Genomic DNA, 17097 nt, shown 5'->3' on the forward strand with positions numbered 1-17097 from the left:
GCGTCTCGTCCTGCGCGGCCGCGCGAGGGCTCTACCGGTCGTGGCGTCAGGACAACGGCCCCGTGGCACGAGGAGCGGCCGCCCGCCGGCGGCCCCGCACCGGACGACGACGGCCGGACGACGTACGGCCGCCTGCCCGCGGCCCATCGCACACCGACGGCACCGCCGCCTGTGAGAGGGACGGAAATGGAACCGACCGAGAGCGCCGCCCCGGTCCCCCGGCCGCACGGCCGCACGGCCCCCGGGGGCTCCACCTCCCGGCTGCCCGCAGTCGTGGTGGGCACCGCGGCCGTCGTGCTCGCCGCCGGCCTCCAGCGAGCCCTGACCACCGGACACGGACTCTTCCCCGGCGGGGTCACCGGCTGGTCCCTGGCCCTCCTCACCGGCCTCATCGTCGGCCACCTGGTCGCCCTCGGCCGCGACCGCTGGTGGGGCGGCACCGGCTCCGGCGCCGCCCTCACCCTCGCCGTCCTCCTGCTGTACGGCTGGGTGCCCGCCGGACTCGTCTCCCTGACCGTCGTCACCCTCGTCGGCGCCGCCCGCCACCACCGCTGGCGACAGGGCCTGCTGCACGGCGCCGCCGACGTCCTCGGCGTCGGCGCCGCCGCCCTCGTCCTCGCCCTCTTCGGCGACGTGCCGACCGTCGAGCGGCCCTGGCAGCCCCTCGACTGGACCATCGGGGACCTCCCGGAGATCGCGCTCGCCGCGACCGCCTACCTCGTGGTCACCCGGCTCCTCCTGTGGTACACGCTCGCCCCCCAGGGCCGCGGACTGCCCACCGCCGCCCGCACCGCCCTCCTCCGGCAGGGCCTCGTCGCCGTCGCCCTCCTCGGCATCGCCCCGCTCATCTGCGCCGTCGCCGCGAGCCGCCCGGTCCTCCTGCCGCTCTTCGCCGTCCCCCTCATCGCCCTCGACTCCACCCTCTGGATCGCCCGCGCCCGCGCCGAGGAGCAGCTCCGCGACCCGCTCACCGGCCTCCCCAACCGCCAGTGGCTCCTGGAACGGGCCTGGACCGCCCTGGAGGACGCCGAGGGCCAGGGCGCCCGCGCCGCCCTCGTCCTCATCGACCTCGACCGCTTCCGCTCGGTCAACGACACCCTCGGGCACCTCGCCGGCGACCGGCTCCTCCTCCAGATCGCCGACCGGCTCCGCCTCGCCCTGCCGCGCGGCGCCGAGGCCGCCCGGCTCGGCGGCGACGAGTTCGCCGTCCTGCTGCCCACCGCCGACTCCACCACCAGCGCCCAGCGCGTCGCCCGCCACCTCGTCGCCGAACTCTCCTCCCCGCTCGACCTCGACGGCCTCACCCTCGTCCTGGAGGCCAGCGCCGGCGTCGCCGTCTTCCCCGACCACGCCCTCGACGCCGAGGGCCTGCTGCGCCGCGCCGACGTCGCCATGTACCAGGCCAAGCGGGACCGCACCGGCGTCGAGGTCTACGAGTCCAAGCGCGACTCCAACACCCCCGACCGGCTCGGCCTCCTCGGCGACCTGCGCCGCGCCCTCGACGCCCACGAGGTCCAGCTCCACTACCAGCCCAAGGTCCGCTTCGACGGCCAGGTCGCCGGCCTGGAGGCGCTCGTCCGCTGGGTCCACCCCGAGCGCGGAAGGGTTCCCCCGGACGAGTTCATCGCCATCGCCGAGTCCTCCGGCCTGATGCCCCACCTCACCGAGTACGTCCTGGAGACCGCCCTCGCCCAGGTCGCCCGCTGGCGCGCCCAGGGCCTCGACGTCCCGGTCGCCGTCAACGTCTCCCCGCGCGACGTCCACACCCCCGGCTTCGCGGGCGCCGTCGCCGCCCGGCTCGCCCGCCACGGCGTCCCGGCCGGCTCCCTCCAGCTGGAGATAACGGAACACGTGCTCCTGGAGGACCCCCAGCGGGCCGCCGACACGCTCAACGGACTCACCGGCCACGGGGTCAAGATGTCCCTCGACGACTTCGGCACCGGCTACTCCTCCCTCGTCCACCTGCGCCGGCTCCCGGTCAGCGAACTGAAGATCGACCGCTCCTTCGTCGCCCGGCTCGCCGTCGACACGGAGGACGCCGAGATCGTCCGCTGCACGGTCGACCTCGCCCACTCCCTCGGCCTCCTCGTCGTCGCCGAGGGCGTCGAGGACGACGAGACCTGGGAGCGGCTGCGCGACCTGGGCTGCGACGCCGTCCAGGGCTGGCTGGTCGCCGCCGCCATGCCGTCCGACGAGGCGACCGCCTGGCTCCTGGCCCGCGGCGAGCACGGCTGGCGCCGCCCCGCCGACCTCCCGCCCCCGACCGACCTGGACCACCCTTCGGGCCAGGTCGCCCCCCGGGGGTGACCCGGCCGGGGCGGCGGGAGGTTACTGCACGGGCGAGGGCGCGGGCCCCATAGGATGGACCCACACCATCAAGCTCACCCCGTGAGGAACCGCATGCCTGGCATCACGCGCGAGGAGGTCGCCCACCTCGCACGGCTGGCGCGTCTGGAGCTGAAGGGCGAAGAACTCGATCACTTCGCCGGCCAGCTCGACGACATCATCGGCGCGGTCGCCCGCGTCTCCGAGGTCGCCGACCAAGACGTACCGCCGACCTCCCACCCGCTGCCGCTGACCAATGTCATGCGCGCGGACGAGGTCCGTCCGTCGCTCACCCCCGAGCAGGCGCTCTCCGGCGCCCCGGCCCAGGAGCAGCAGCGTTTCAAGGTGCCGCAGATCCTGGGGGAGGACTAAGAAGTCATGACGGACAACACCATCATCAAGCTCACCGCGGCCGAGATCGCCGGGAAGATCGCCGCCGGCGAGCTGACCGCCGTCGAGGTCACCGAGGCCCACCTCGCCCGCATCGAGGCCGTCGACGAGAAGGTCCACGCCTTCCTGCACGTCGACCGCGACGGCGCCCTCGCCCAGGCCCGCGCCGTGGACGAGAAGCGCGCCCGGGGCGAGAAGCTCGGCCCGCTCGCCGGTGTGCCGCTCGCGCTCAAGGACATCTTCACCACCGTCGGCATCCCGACCACCGTGGGCTCGAAGATGCTGGAGGGCTGGATCCCGCCGTACGACGCGACCCTGGTCAAGAACCTGAAGGCCGCCGACGTCGTCATCCTCGGCAAGACCAACATGGACGAGTTCGCGATGGGCTCCTCCACCGAGAACAGCGCCTACGGCCCGACCGGCAACCCCTGGGACCTCACCCGGATCCCCGGCGGCTCCGGCGGCGGTTCGTCCGCCGCGCTCGCCGCGTACGAGGCCCCCCTCGCCATCGGCACGGACACCGGCGGCTCCATCCGCCAGCCCGCCGCCGTCACAGGCACCGTCGGCGTCAAGCCGACCTACGGCGCGGTCTCCCGCTACGGCATGGTGGCCTTCTCCTCCTCCCTCGACCAGGGCGGCCCCTGCGCCCGCACGGTCCTGGACGCGGCCCTGCTGCACGAGGCGATCGCCGGGCACGACCCGCTCGACTCCACCTCCATCGACGCCCCGGTCCCGCCGGTCGTCGAGGCCGCCCGCAACGGCTCGGTCGCCGGCATGCGCGTCGGCGTCGTCAAGCAGTTCCGCGGCGAGGGCTACCAGGCCGGCGTCGTGCAGCGCTTCGACGAGTCCGTCGAGCTGCTGAAGTCGCTCGGCGCCGAGATCGTCGAGCTGGACTGCCCCACCTTCGACCTGGCCCTCTCGGCGTACTACCTGATCGCGCCGTCCGAGTGCTCCTCGAACCTGGCCCGCTTCGACGCCATGCGCTACGGCCTGCGCGTCGGCGACGACGGCACCCGTTCGGCCGAGGACGTCACCGCCCTCACCCGCGAGGCGGGCTTCGGCGACGAGGTCAAGCGCCGCATCATCCTGGGTACGTACGCGCTCAGCTCCGGCTACTACGACGCGTACTACGGGTCGGCCCAGAAGGTCCGCACCCTGATCACCCGCGAGTTCGAGAAGGCCTTCGAGGAGGTGGACGTGATCGTCTCCCCGACGACCCCCACCACCGCCTTCCCGATCGGCGAGCGCGCCGACGACCCGATGGCCATGTACCTCGCGGACCTGTGCACCATCCCGACCAACCTGGCCGGCAACGCCGCCATGTCGCTGCCCTGCGGCCTCGCGCCCGAGGACGGCCTGCCGGTCGGTCTGCAGATCATCGCCCCCGCCCTGAAGGACGACCGGCTCTACAAGGTCGGAGCCGCCGTCGAGGCCGCCTTCGTGGAAAAGTGGGGACACCCGCTGCTCGAGGAGGCTCCGTCGCTGTGAGTGCCATGGCAAAGAAGGCCAAGAACTTCAAGAAGTCGAAGACCGGTCTGTACGTCTCGCTGGCCACCACCGCCTTCGGCGCGGTCAGCGTCGCCAAGCAGGCCAAGCTGGCCCGCGCCGACAACGACGTCCTGCGACTGCTGGACGCCGCGGTGTCCGCCGCCGCGATCGCGACCGGCCTGGCGATCCTCTACCGGGAGCTGAAGCGCCTGGGCGACGACGACGTCCTGCTGGGCTGAGAGGGAAAGTCTCACCGTGACTGTCACTGAACTGCTGTCGTACGAAGCGGCGCTCGCCGAGTACGACCCCGTCATGGGCCTGGAGGTCCATGTCGAGCTCGGCACCCGGACCAAGATGTTCTGCGGGTGCTCCACCGAGCTGGGCGCGGACGCCAACTCGCAGACCTGTCCGACCTGCCTCGGCCTGCCCGGCTCGCTCCCGGTCGTCAACGCGATCGGCGTCGAGTCCGCCATCAAGATCGGCCTCGCGCTGCACTGCGAGATCGCCGAGTGGTGCCGCTTCGCCCGGAAGAACTACTTCTATCCGGACATGCCGAAGAACTTCCAGACCTCCCAGTACGACGAGCCGATCGCCTTCAACGGCTACCTGGACGTCCAGCTGGAGGACGGCGAGATCTTCCGCGTGGAGATCGAGCGCGCCCACATGGAGGAGGACACCGGCAAGTCCACCCACATCGGTGGCGCGACCGGCCGCATCCACGGTGCCTCGCACTCGCTGCTCGACTACAACCGGGCCGGCATCCCGCTCATCGAGATCGTCACCAAGCCGATCGAGGGCGCGGGCGACCGGGCCCCCGAGGTCGCCAAGGCGTACGTCGCCGAGCTGCGCGAGCTGATCCGCGCCCTGGGCGTCTCGGAGGCGCGCATGGACAAGGGCCAGATGCGCTGCGACGTGAACCTGTCGCTGCGTCCGCACGGCAGGAAGACCTTCGGCACCCGCTCGGAGACGAAGAACGTCAACTCGCTCCGCTCGGTGGAGCGCGCGGCGCGCTTCGAGATCCAGCGCCACGCGGCCGTCCTGTCCTCCGGCGGGACGATCGTGCAGGAGACCCGTCACTTCCACGAGGACGACGGCTCCACCACCTCTGGCCGCATCAAGGACAACGCCGAGGACTACCGCTACTTCCCCGAGCCGGACCTGGTGCCGGTGGCCCCCTCCCGCGAGTGGGTCGAGGAGCTGCGGAAGGGCCTGCCCGAGCTGCCGCGCGTGCGCCGCAACCGGCTGCGCGAGGAGTGGGGCGTGTCCGAGCTGGACATGCAGTCCATCCTCAACGCGGGTGCGGTCGACCCGATCGTCGCCACGATCGAGGCGGGCGCGGACGCGGCCTCGGCCCGCAAGTGGTGGCTGGGCGAGCTCGCCCGCAACGCCAACGAGCAGGGCGTCTCCCTGGAGGAGCTGGCGATCACCCCGGCGGACGTGGCCCGGGTCTCGGCCCTGGTCGCCTCCGGCGACCTCAACGACAAGCTGGCCCGCCAGGTCATCGAGGGCGTCCTCGCGGGCGAGGGCACCCCGGACGAGGTCGTCGAGAAGCGCGGTCTGAAGGTCGTCTCGGACGACGGCGCGCTCGGCGCGGCGGTCGACGAGGCCATCGCGGGCAACGCGGCGATCGCGGACAAGATCCGCGGCGGCAAGGTCGCGGCGGTCGGCGCCCTGGTCGGCGCGGTCATGAAGGCCACCCGCGGCCAGGCGGACGCGGCGAAGGTCAAGGACCTGATCCTGGAGAGGCTGGGCGTCGCCGAAGGCTGATCCCCGTCCCGTACGCGTACGGACGGCGGCCCCGCACCGGAACTCCGGTGCGGGGCCGCCGTCTTGTGTCCTTCCGGCTACCGCTTGAGGAGCGGGGCGGCGATGACGGCGTTGCCGCTGTCGGTGCAGGTCGACTCGACCTTGAGGCGCAGCCGCAGGGCCCCGTCGATCTTCAGGCTCTTCGTGATCGGCTTGCCCAGCTCCACCGTCTCGTTGAAGAGGGCGGGCTGGTTGTCGACGGAGATGACGACCCGGGCGGACTCGATCTTCGAGCCGTCGTCGATCCCGGCGGTGAACTCGAAGTTCTTCCACTCGCGGTTGAGGTCGTACTCCACGTAGGCGCCGTTGTAGCAGTCGCCGATCAGGGTGGCCCCGTACTCCTTGGTGTTGATCTTGGCGGCGCCGACGGTGAAGTCGTCGGGGTCGCTGACGGAGGCGAGCGTGGTCAGATCGGCCACGGGGAGGTCCCGCACCGAGCCGGGGTCGTCCGTCGGGCTCGCCGACTCCGAGGGGGAGGCGGAGTCCTCGGTCGGCGCCTCGCTCGTGGGCTCCTCCGACGGGCTCTCGGTGCCGGGGTCCGGGGTGGGTTCCGTCGAGGCGACCGGGGAGGTGGAGACCGGGCCGGCGGCGGTGTTCTTGCCGTCGCCCTCCTTGTCGCCGAGGAGCTGGACGCCGGCCACCGCGAGGGCGGCGACCACGACGACACCGGCCACGGCGCCGATCAGCGGGCCCTTGCGACGGCGGCGCCGCGGCTCGGGGACCGGGGTGGAGGCGGTGGCCGGGCCCGACGACGGGGGAGGCGTCGGCGGGCCGAAGCCGGGCGCTCCGAAGCCCGATCCGCCGGAACCGGAACCGGGACCGCCGAAGCCGGGGGCGTCGGCGGTGCCGTGCGGGGCGGCGGTGGGCTGGTACGCGGCGTGCCGCGGGTCGAGGGGGGTCGCCGGGGCGGCGACGGGCGGGGCGACCACCGGCTGCGGGGTCACGACCGGGGGCGGCGACACGACGGGTCCCGAGGACGGCCGGTCCTCCGGTGCCGCCGTGGCGGCCGCGCTCTGCGGCGGGGCCGCGGGCAGCGGCGGTGCGACGGGCGGGGCGGACGGGACGGGGGGCGTGGCCGGGGCCGGCGGGACCGCGTCCGCGACCGGCGGGACCGCGTCCGCGACCGTCGCCGGGCGCGAGGTCGTCGTGGTGGACACCACCCCGTGCCGTACGTCCTTCACCCAGGACGACAGGGAGATCGGGCGCCGCCCGGCGTCGGCCGAGGCGATGCTCAGCACCCGGTCCCGCTGCTCCTCCGGCAGCCCGGCGATCTGCGGCAGCGCGCGGAGCGCGGCGACCAGCTGCTCGGGAGCGGTGGGCGGGGACTGCCCGCTGAGCAGGAAGTACGCGATGGCGCCGAAGGCGTAGCGGTCGGTGGCCGGGGTGCGCTTGCCGTCGAAGATCTCGGGGGCCGCGTAGCCGGGGGTGAACCACACCTCGGCGGTCTGGTGGTCGGCGGTCAGCTTGCTGAGGCCGAAGTCGACGAGGGTCGCCTGCCCGTGCTCGTCCACCATGACGTTGCCCGGCGAGAGGTCGCCGTGGACGACCGTGCGCCCGGACGGGGTGGCCTTCCCGGAGTGCAGCCAGTCGAGGACGTCCGCGAGCTGCTCCAGGGTCCGCATCACCTCGCGCCGCTCGGCGGGGGAGGCGAGGGTGCGCTCGGCCCGCCAGTCGCGCAGGTCGAGGCCGTCGACGTGGTTCATGACGAGCACCAGGGCCCGGCCGGTGATCGTCCCGGACTCGCCGGGCCGGTGGATCGGCGGACCCTGGAAGTGCTCCCGCACGCCGACGACGCCCGGGCGGTGCACGAAGCGGAGCAGTTCGGCCTGCTCGTTCCACTTCTGGCTGATCCGCTCGAAGATCTCGGGCGTGATCGTCGTCTTCGAGTCGAGGACCTTGACGACGACCGGCTCGGTGCCGCCCGCCAGCTCGATCTCCGCGAGATAGAGCACGGCCTCGCCGCCGCGTCCGATGGACCGGAGGAGCCGGTACCGGTCGGGAGCGGAGTCGGGGCCGATGTGGTGTGCCGTCTTGCTCAAGTTTCCCCCAGGGCACAGTGAATGACAGGAAGTCAGCTTGCCGTCCGGCCGCCTCCGTGGTCAACCGGAGAAGGCCCGCCCGAGAGGGGCGAATTCCGCGTCCGCGAGGGCCTCCCCGATTGTTCGCAGACGCACGGCCGAACCGCTTTCCGGACCACCCCTGTCCGCCCGTCCACCCTCCTGCCCGGACGGTCTCGGGCCCCGCGTGGAAGGGGTGCGAGCGATGCGGCCGTGGCCGGAACCGAGCGGTGGGCGACAGGGGGTCGGCCATCGCTTCCGCGAACCTTCCGGCGTACGCCGAATGAAATGCGGACCCGGTCGAAGGAGGGGGTTCGATGTCCTGGGGCGAGTGGGAAAAGCTGCAAGAGCGACGCCGTGGAGCGGCAGTCGTCGCGGACGCGGCTGAACGGACTCGACGGAAACGGCGGTACGAGCGCGGGTCCCGGCGACCTCGTCGTGAACCGGGACGACCTCGGCGCGATCGGCCAGTCGGCCATGGGCAACGCCCTGGAGGCGGCGGTCACCGGTCGCGTCCCGGGCGACGAGGACGCGAAGCCCGTGGAGCACACCAAGAGCATGGCGAGCGTCATGGAGAAGGTCGTCGAGAAGGTCGGCACGTCAGCGGGGCTCGCCGTCGACGACGGCCCGCTCGTCGGCATCGCCCCGAACCTCGGCAACATGGCGGCGGAGTACATGCCGGACCTCCAGGCCACCGCCGAGAACGGCGCGGACCGGATCAAACCCTTCGGCGAGAAGGCGGAGTTCGACAAGCAGACCATGGCGCAGTTCCTCGGCGCGGTCGGCGGCGCGGTGCCGCAGCCCGTGGCTGCCGGTGACTGCCGACCGTGGGGGTCGGCCGCGGCGGCCGGCCGTGATCGTCGGCCGTGACGACCGGCCGCCTCTCGCCTGGGCCCGGACGAGACCGGCCCGTGAGCCCCCCCCGGCACCCGGGGTGCCCCCGTGCACCACGCCCGTACCCCCACCCGCCCGTGCGGCGCGGAGCCGTTCCGGCTTGGACTCCCGTGACCGGGTGTTGGACGTTCACCACCCGGTCCGCCCCGGGCCTTCCGCCCGTCACCCCGTCTCACTACCGTCCCCGACGAACCATCCAATGGCTCGAAGGAGAACCATTGGCCGTCGACTGGAGGTCGGTCTTGTCGTCCGAGATGTCCCGCAGAAGGCTCCTCGCACTGGGCGGAGGCGCCCTCGGTGCCGCCGCGGCCGGATCGCTGCTGCCGCCGTCCCTGCAGGCCGCGATGGCCGCGGAGCCCCACTCCGGGGGCCTTTCGGCGGTCCGGCACGTGGTGGTGCTGATGCAGGAGAACCGTTCCTTCGACCACTACTTCGGCACTCTCCGAGGCGTCCGCGGATTCGGCGACCGCAATGCCATGGAGCTGCCCTCCGGCCGCCCGGTCTTCGAGCAGCCCGCCGGCGCCGACCGGACCGTCCTCCCCTTCCCGATCCGGGACGCCGCCGCGACGCAGAAGAAGGACCTCCAGTACATCGGCGACCTCGACCACTCCTGGGGCGGCGGCGCCAAGGCCTGGCACGGCGGCTGGATGGACGGCTGGGTCTCGGCCAAGACCGCCGCCACCATGGCGTACTACGACCGGCGCGACATCCCCCTGCACTACGAGCTGGCCGACACCTTCACCGTCTGCGACGCCTACCACTCGTCGATCCACACCTCGACGAGCCCCAACCGCAACCACCTCTGGTCCGGCTGGACCGGTCACGAGGCCGACGGCAGCCGGGCCGTCACCAACGCCGCGTACGCCGAGGCCACCCACCCCGGCTACGGCTGGTCCACCTACGCCGAGCGGCTCGAAGCCGCCGGGCGGAGCTGGAAGACGTACACCGAGTGGGAGAACTTCACCGACAACAACATCGAGTTCTTCACCACCTTCAAGAAGATCGCCCGCAAGGCGCTCGCCCGCACCGGCGGCCACACCTTCATGGAGTCCTTCTACGCCGCCGTGCGCGGCACGAAGGACCCCGCCGAGCGGGCCCGGCTCCTCGGCCTCCTCGAAGAGGGCGTCGCGGGGCTCACCGAGGCCGAGCGCTCCCTCTTCGAGCGCGGGCTCCGCCGCGTCGAGAGCGGCACCCTCGCCGACGCCTTCCGCGCCGACGTCGCCGCCGGGACCCTCCCCGAGGTCTCCTACCTCGTGCCCTCCGCGATCGACTCCGAGCACCCCGGCTCCTCCTCCCCGATCGCCTCCGCCACCCTCGTCTACAAGGTGCTCGACGCCCTCGGCTCCCACCCCGACGTCTGGCGCCACACCGTCGTCCTGATCAACTACGACGAGAACGACGGCTTCTTCGACCACGTCCCGCCGCCCGTCCCGCCCGCCGACGACACGGACGAGCGCTGGCAGGGGCAGCCCACCGGCCTCGGCATCCGCGTCCCGCTGCTCGTCGTCTCCCCCTGGTCGGTCGGCGGCTACGTCTGCTCCGAGACCTTCGACCACACCTCCGTCATCCGCTTCCTGGAGAAGCTCACCGGCGTCCGCGAGCCCAACATCACCCCCTGGCGCCGGACCGTCACCGGCGACCTCACCTCCGCCTTCGACTTCCACCGGGGCCGCAGGCAGCCGGAGGTCGAGCAGCCGGGACCGGTCCCACCGTTCACCGGCCGCTGGCGGCCCCAGCCCCCGGCCGTGCAGCGGATGCCCGTCCAGGAGCCCGGCGTCCGCCCCGCCCGCCCCCTGCCGTACCAGCCGGACGCCGCCGCCACCGTCCGCGCCGGTGCCGTCACGGTCGCGCTGAGCAACCGGGGGAGGGCGAGCGCGCACTTCGCCCTCTACCCGTACGCGGGCGAGTTCGCCGCCCCGCAGCACCGGGACGTCAGGGGTACGGGGGAGTGGACCGTCCCCGTCCCGGGCGACCGCTACCGCTTCACGGTCACCGGCCCCAACGGCTTCCGGCGCGAGTTCGAGGGCCCCGCGACCGGCGGCGCCGAGCTGGCCACCCGGATCGACCACCACGACCGCGACCTGCACCTCACCGTACGGAACACCGGCCGCGCCCCCGTCTCCTTCACCGTCCGGCCGCTGGGCTACGTGGACGAGGACGACCTCGGGGACTGGACCCGCACCGTCACCGTGAAGCCGGGACGGACCCGTACCGTCGTCCACTCGGCCGCCGACGCGCACGGCTGGTACGACGTCGAGGTGACCGCCCCCGGAGGCTTCCGCCGCCGGCTGATGGGCCACATCGAGAACGGGCGCGCCAGCGTCTCCGGCTGAGCGCGGAGGGCGAGCCGGGGCACGGGCGGGGAGCCCCCGCGCCCCGGTGAACGACACCGCTGTGACCATCGACACGAAAGGGGCAAACGATCACGTTTGACTGCGAGAGTGGGCGCACGTAGGTCATGCGTTCTTTATCGGGCCGTTCCCGGGAAAGATCCACGAACCACCCAGGGAGCACGTCCTTTGGCAGCCATCGCCCGGTGGTGCATCAGGCACCGCCTCGTCGCCGTCCTCCTCTGGCTCCTCGCCCTCGGCGGGGCCGGCACCGGGGCGATCCTCGCGGGGAACGCGTACTCCAACGACTACGAGGTCCCCGGCACCGAGTCCGGCCGCGCCACCGCCCTGCTCGACCGGGGCTTCCACGGCCTCGGCGGCGACGGCGACACCATCGTCTGGCACACCGAACGCGGCAGCGTCCGCGCCGACGCCGTCCAGGAGCGCATGACCGGCGTGCTCCGCGAGGTCGCCGAGCTGCCCGGCGTCGCCGCCGTGACCTCCCCCTACGAGGACGCGGCGGGCCGGATCAGCGAGGACGGACGCACCGCCTACGCCACCGTCACCTTCGCCGAGCAGGCCGACGACGTCCCCGAGGGGCAGGCGAAGGCCCTCGTCGACACCGCCAAGGGCGCCGAGACCGACGGACTCCAGGTCGAGCTGGGCGGCACCGTCGTCGCCCTCACCGAGGCCCCCGGCGGGCACGTCGCCGAGGTCGTCGGCGTCGCCGTCGCGGCCGTCGTCCTCTTCCTCGCCTTCGGCTCGCTCGCCGCCTCCGCGCTCCCCATCGCCACCGCGCTCGTCAGCGTCGGCATCGCGTACTCCGGGATCGTGCTGCTCGGCCACCTGATGACCGTCGCCGACTTCGCCCCCATGCTCGGCATGCTCGTGGGCCTGGGCGTCGGCATCGACTACGCGCTCTTCATCGTGACCCGGCACCGCAGGGGCCTCAAACGCGGCCTGCCCGTCGCCGAGGCCGCCGAGACCGCCGTCGCCACCACCGGCCGCGCCGTCGTCTTCGCCGGGGCCACCGTCTGCATCGCCCTGCTCGGCATGCTGATCCTGCGGCTGAACTTCCTCAACGGCGTCGCCGTCGCCGCCTCCCTCACCGTCGTCCTCACGGTCGCCGCCTCCGTCACCCTCCTCCCGGCGCTGCTCTCCCTGATCGGCATGCGGGCCCTGTCCCGGCGCGAGCGCCGCAACCTGGCCGAGCACGGACCGCAGCCCGAGCTGCCCACCGGCTTCGCCGCCCGCTGGTCCGCCTTCGTCGAGCGCCACCCCAAGCTCCTCGGGGCCGTCGCCGCCGTCGTCATGGCGGTCCTGGCGCTGCCCACCCTCTCGCTCCACCTCGGCACCTCCGACCAGGGCAACGGCCCGGCCACCGCGACCACGCGCAAGGCCTACGACCTGCTCGCCGAGGGCTTCGGACCCGGTGTCAACGGCCCTCTCACCCTCGTCGCCGGACTCGACGGCGCCGACGACCGGGTCGCCCTGGACCGGCTTCCGGCCGCGCTCTCCGCGACCGAGGGCGTCGCGGCCGTCTCCCCGGTCACGTACAACGGCTCGGGCGACACCGCCGTCCTCACCGTCGTCCCGGACTCCTCGCCGCAGTCGAAGGCGACCAGCGAACTGGTCGACCGGCTGCGCCAGGACGTGCTGCCGAGGGCCGAGGCGGGCACCTCCCTCGACGTGAACGTGGGCGGCGTCACCGCCTCGTACGACGACTTCGCCGAGATCATCGTCGGCAAGCTGCCGCTCTTCGTCGGCGTCGTCGTCGCCCTCGGCTGTCTGCTCCTGCTGCTCGCCTTCCGCTCGATCGGCATCCCGCTCAAGGCCGCCGTCATGAACGTCATGGCCGTCGCCGGGGCCTTCGGCGTCGTCGTGACGGTCTTCCAGTGGGGCTGGGGGAGCGAACTCCTCGGCCTCGGCAGCGCCGGACCGATCGAACCCTTCCTCCCGGTGATCATGGTCTCCGTCCTCTTCGGACTCTCCATGGACTACCAGGTCTTCCTGGTCAGCCGGATGTACGAGGAGTGGCTGGAGACCGGCGACAACCGGCGGGCCGTCCGGGTCGGCCTCGCCGAGACCAGCCGGGTGATCAACTCCGCCGCCGTCATCATGATCTCCGTCTTCCTGGCGTTCGTGCTCTCCGGCGACCGGGTCGTCGCGATGTTCGGCATCGCCCTCGCGGCCGCCGTCGCCCTCGACGCCTTCGTCCTGCGCACCCTCCTGGTCCCCGCCCTCATGCACCTGCTCGGCGGCGCGAACTGGTGGCTGCCGAAGGGGCTCGACCGCCTGCTGCCCCGGATCAGCATCGAACCCCCGGAGTGCCGGGCCACCGCCGACGCGCGTGCGAGTATCCCCGTACAGCGCCTGACGGTCCCGACCACGGAGGAGAACGAGGATGTTCGCGATATCGCTGGGTGACGACGGCGCCGAGCTGCGGCCCCTGGAGCCCTGGCGGGCCGAGGAGTTCCTGGCCCACATGGACCGGGGACGGGAGTACGTCGGGCAGCACATCGGCCTCCCGGACGTCGTCACGGACCTGGACTCCGCCCGCTCCTTCCTCCGCTCGTACGCCGAGAAGGCCGCGAACGACGCCGGCCGGATCCTCGGCATCTGGACCGGGGGCACCCTCGTCGGCGGCGTCATGCTCCGGACCATGGACGTAACGTACGGCACCGCCGAGGCGGGCTGCTGGCTGGAGCCGTCCGCCGCCGGGAAGGGCCTGGTCACCCGGGCCTGCCGGATCCTCATCGACTGGGCGGTCGAGGAGCGCGGCATCCACCGCGTCGAGTGGTACGCCTCCACGGAGAACGGGGCCAGTCTCGCCGTCGCCCGCCGCCTCGGGATGACGAAGGAGGGCGTCCTGCGCGAGAACTATCCGCACCGGGGCACGCGCACGGACACCGAGCTCTGGTCGGTACTGGCGCCGGAGTGGCGCGCGGCGAAGAAGGAACGGGCGGGGGAGTAGCCCGGTATCCGGTTCGTTAAGACCGCTCTCATACGGGGCCCCTAGCGTGCGCCGCATGGACATCAAGACGACCGGGAAGACCGGCAAGACCGGGCAGGACGAGACGGCCGAGACGGCCGAGACGGCTGGGAAGACCGAGACGGCCGAGGCGGCCGGGAAGACCGAGCGGGTCGACGGAGCGGGGGAGACGGCGACGGACGCGGGCCCGCTCGCCGGGGATCCGGCGGAGGAGCCGGCCGGGGAGCTCGACGACCTCGACGACCTCGACGACGACCTCGACGGGGAGACCCACGCCGTCACGGACACCGGCGTCGGCGCCGGTGCCGCCGCCGTGGTCTCCGCCGCCCTCGCCGCCGTCGCGCTCACCGGCACCTGGGCCGGCAAGGTCGTCTCCGAGCGCGAGACGCTCCTCGGACAGATCAAGACCTCCGGCTCCGGCACCCCCACCCAGCAGATCAGCGAGATCTACGGCGACGCCTGGCACAGCACCGCCCTGGTGAACGGCGTTTTCGCCCTGATCGCCCTGATCGTCGCCGTCACCGTGCTCGCCCTTCCCCGGCGCCCCGCCTGGGTCCGCGCGGTCGCCGTCGCCGGAGCCGTCCTGGGCGGCCTCGGCCTGCTCCTGTCGGTCGGCACCTACTTCGACCTGTTCCTCTCCCTCCCGACCGCCGGCTCCTGAGCTCGCCCGGCCGCAGGGCGGTGGGGTCACGAACATCGATGACGGGGCGGTGTTCGCCTCGATGGTCCACGTGCTCGTCGGTGGATGCGCTTGGCGGCTCTGCCGCCGCGTGTCGCCGCCTGCCGCGTACGAGCTCGTCGGGTCGTTTCTTTCGGAGCGTGACGGGTCCGCGTTGCTCGGCGGAGTCCTCCCGGCTCGTCACCGGTTCGGCGCGGCAGGGTCCCGTTCACCTCGGGGACGGGCAATGATCCTATGATCGGTGCCTGTCAACGGGGAGGCGCACCATGTCAGGGAGTTCCGAAAGGGAACCGGTTCTCGAAAGTGCGAGCAGCGTGGAGCAGGACGCGGGCCTGCGGCTGAACAGTGGACCGCCTGGGCCGTATGCCCCGGGCTTCACTCCGCCCTCGGCGGGACTGTTCTCTCCGGGCGGGTCCCAGGACTTCGCCTCGACGCCTGCGGAGAAGAAGGCAGCGGCCGGCACGATCGAGACGGAGCTGGAGCCGAATACCAAGAAGGCTTCGGAGCACGCGGACGACGCCACGGGGTCGGCCCAGAAGGGCTTCGAAGGCTGGGACACGGCCGCCGGTCTGAAGAAGGTGGCGGACACCTGGGACCAGCAGGTGAAGACTCTGATGGGCCGCCTTGCAGGCGAGAAGAGCGCGCTGCGCGGCGCCTCGGGCCTCTTCGTCCGCAACGACACCGGCCTCGGCAACCAGTTCCTGTCGCAGTCGAAGTTGAACGGCCTGTAGGGGGACCGCTGTGCCTACGTACCACGAAGTCATGACCACGGACCTGGGCCTACTGACGACGGCGGCCGCCAAATGGGACGCCATGGCGGGTGAGTTGCACAAGGTCGAGATCCGCTACGGGGAAACCGTACAGAAGACATCGACCGGCGGCCAGAACTGGGTCGGTGTCAGTGCCGGCACCGCGCAGACGGGTTTCACGGCGACTCGTTACGAGTACTCGGCCGCGCAGATCCAGGCCAAGGCGATCGCCAGCCTGTTGCGGGACGCCCATGCGCAGTTCACGGATCTGAAGAAGCGGGTCGAGAGCGCCCGGGCCGAGGCGATAGCCGCCGGCATGACCGTTTCGGAGCAGGGGCGTGTGGCCTTCGACTACGCCAAGCTCACTCCCGCCGAGCGCAGCGCCTACCGGCACGACCCCGACGGCGAGACCTCGATCCGCAGCGCGGTCGCCAAGTGGCAGCAATACATCGACGATCGGGTCAGGGCCGTCACCCAGGCGGACGAGCACGTCAAGATCGCTCTTGAGGCCGCTGTGGTCGACAGCAACAAGGACAACTTCGGCAAGGGTGCCGACCAGACCCTCAACGGTTTCAATGCCCACGCCGAGGGAGACTTGTCGAAGGTTCCGATGCCGAGGGCAGCCGACAAGGACGCCACCACGAAGACCGACGGGTGGCAGTCCGAGGGCAAGGCCTCGGCGACCGGTCCCGCGGCAGGCGTTTCCGCCTACGGCCCCCAGTACGGCAAGGAGGCCTCGGCCAAGGCCTATGCCGACCTCGGCCACGCCACTGCCGAAGGATCCCTGACCAACGGGTCCACGAAGCTTTCCGGCATCGCCGACGCCTACGCGGGAGCCCGGGCCACCGCCAACGTCGGGTTCACCGAAAGCGGTCTCACCGGCAAGGCCGAGGCCTCCGTGGGCGGGCGGGCATTGGCCGAGGGCCGGGCGGAGTACGGGCACATGGGCTACTACATGCGCGGTGAGGGGTTCGCCGGAGCCGAGGCCGGAGTCAGCGCGGGGGCGGGCCTGAGCGGCGTCAACGCGGGTGCCAAGGCCTTCGCCGGGGCGAAGGCCTCGTACGCGGCGGGTGGAGAGCTCGCCGGGATCGGCGCCGGTGGGACGGCCGAGGGATGGGCCGGGGCGGGCGCCGAGGCGAAGGTGACCTTCGGCAAGGGCGAGGACGGCAAGTTCCACATCGGTGGCGAACTCGGCGTCGCCGTCGGCCTGGGTGGAAAGCTGGGCGGAGAGTTCACGGTCGATCCGGCCAAGGTTTCGGCCGCCGCGAGCGACGCCGCCAACGCCGTCGGGGACGCGGCCGGTGCGGTCGGCGACACCGCCGGCTCCGTCAAGGACGAAGTCACCAGCTGGTTCGACTGATGTGCGTTTCAGTGGAAGGAAGGACCT

13 protein-coding genes are annotated in these 17097 nt (G+C 72.5%); 12 read left to right on the forward strand and 1 reads right to left on the reverse strand.

Annotation, left to right across the window (positions count from 1 at the left end):
* Positions 1-186: 186 nt before the first annotated feature.
* The 5 genes from AB0398_RS03750 to gatB all read left to right on the forward strand — a co-directional run bounded on the left by AB0398_RS03750 (position 187) and on the right by gatB (position 5970).
* Positions 187-2307: a bifunctional diguanylate cyclase/phosphodiesterase gene (locus AB0398_RS03750; protein ID WP_366372120.1), complete on the forward strand. Its 2121-nt coding sequence runs from the start codon at positions 187-189 to the stop codon at positions 2305-2307.
* 93 nt (positions 2308-2400) lie between these two features.
* Positions 2401-2697: an Asp-tRNA(Asn)/Glu-tRNA(Gln) amidotransferase subunit GatC gene (gatC, locus tag AB0398_RS03755; RefSeq protein WP_015036350.1), complete on the forward strand. Its 297-nt coding sequence runs from the start codon at positions 2401-2403 to the stop codon at positions 2695-2697.
* Positions 2698-2703: 6 nt separating this feature from the next.
* Positions 2704-4203, forward strand: coding sequence for an Asp-tRNA(Asn)/Glu-tRNA(Gln) amidotransferase subunit GatA (gene gatA / locus AB0398_RS03760; RefSeq protein ID WP_366372122.1), 1500 nt, complete (start codon positions 2704-2706; stop codon positions 4201-4203).
* Between the two features lie 5 nt (positions 4204-4208).
* Positions 4209-4442, forward strand: a complete 234-nt coding sequence (locus AB0398_RS03765; RefSeq protein ID WP_185893491.1) for a hypothetical protein — start codon at positions 4209-4211, stop codon at positions 4440-4442.
* A gap of 16 nt (positions 4443-4458) precedes the next feature.
* Complete coding sequence (gene gatB / locus AB0398_RS03770) at positions 4459-5970, forward strand: Asp-tRNA(Asn)/Glu-tRNA(Gln) amidotransferase subunit GatB (protein ID WP_366372124.1); 1512 nt, start codon at positions 4459-4461, stop codon at positions 5968-5970.
* A 77-nt stretch (positions 5971-6047) separates the two neighbouring features.
* On the opposite strand, the gene AB0398_RS03775 is transcribed toward gatB, so the two are convergent.
* Positions 6048-8048: a protein kinase gene (locus AB0398_RS03775; RefSeq protein ID WP_366372126.1), complete on the reverse strand. Its 2001-nt coding sequence runs from the start codon at positions 8046-8048 to the stop codon at positions 6048-6050.
* 375 nt (positions 8049-8423) lie between these two features.
* On the opposite strand from AB0398_RS03775, the gene AB0398_RS03780 reads away from it, so the two are divergent.
* The 7 genes from AB0398_RS03780 (at position 8424) to AB0398_RS03810 (ending at position 17070) form a co-directional block, all read left to right on the forward strand.
* Positions 8424-8936, forward strand: coding sequence for a hypothetical protein (locus AB0398_RS03780; protein WP_366372128.1), 513 nt, complete (start codon positions 8424-8426; stop codon positions 8934-8936).
* Positions 8937-9202: 266 nt separating this feature from the next.
* Positions 9203-11293: a phosphocholine-specific phospholipase C gene (locus AB0398_RS03785; RefSeq protein ID WP_366372130.1), complete on the forward strand. Its 2091-nt coding sequence runs from the start codon at positions 9203-9205 to the stop codon at positions 11291-11293.
* A gap of 186 nt (positions 11294-11479) precedes the next feature.
* Complete coding sequence (locus AB0398_RS03790) at positions 11480-13717, forward strand: MMPL family transporter (RefSeq protein WP_366372132.1); 2238 nt, start codon at positions 11480-11482, stop codon at positions 13715-13717.
* Positions 13695-14264, forward strand: a complete 570-nt coding sequence (locus AB0398_RS03795; RefSeq protein ID WP_366372134.1) for a GNAT family protein — start codon at positions 13695-13697, stop codon at positions 14262-14264. The genes AB0398_RS03790 and AB0398_RS03795 overlap by 23 nt, the downstream gene beginning before the upstream one ends.
* Before the next feature lie 55 nt (positions 14265-14319).
* On the forward strand, positions 14320-14943 hold the full coding sequence (locus tag AB0398_RS03800; protein WP_366372136.1) for a hypothetical protein: 624 nt from the start codon (positions 14320-14322) through the stop codon (positions 14941-14943).
* A gap of 332 nt (positions 14944-15275) precedes the next feature.
* A complete protein-coding gene (locus AB0398_RS03805) occupies positions 15276-15692 on the forward strand; it encodes a hypothetical protein (protein WP_366372138.1) in 417 nt (138 codons plus the stop codon).
* A 31-nt stretch (positions 15693-15723) separates the two neighbouring features.
* Positions 15724-17070 (forward strand): hypothetical protein, encoded by a 1347-nt coding sequence (locus tag AB0398_RS03810; RefSeq protein ID WP_366372140.1) that lies wholly within the window; start codon positions 15724-15726, stop codon positions 17068-17070.
* The last annotated feature ends 27 nt before the right edge of the window (positions 17071-17097 follow it).

This window comes from Streptomyces sp. NPDC086147, assembly GCF_040702165.1.
GTDB lineage: Bacteria > Actinomycetota > Actinomycetes > Streptomycetales > Streptomycetaceae > Streptomyces.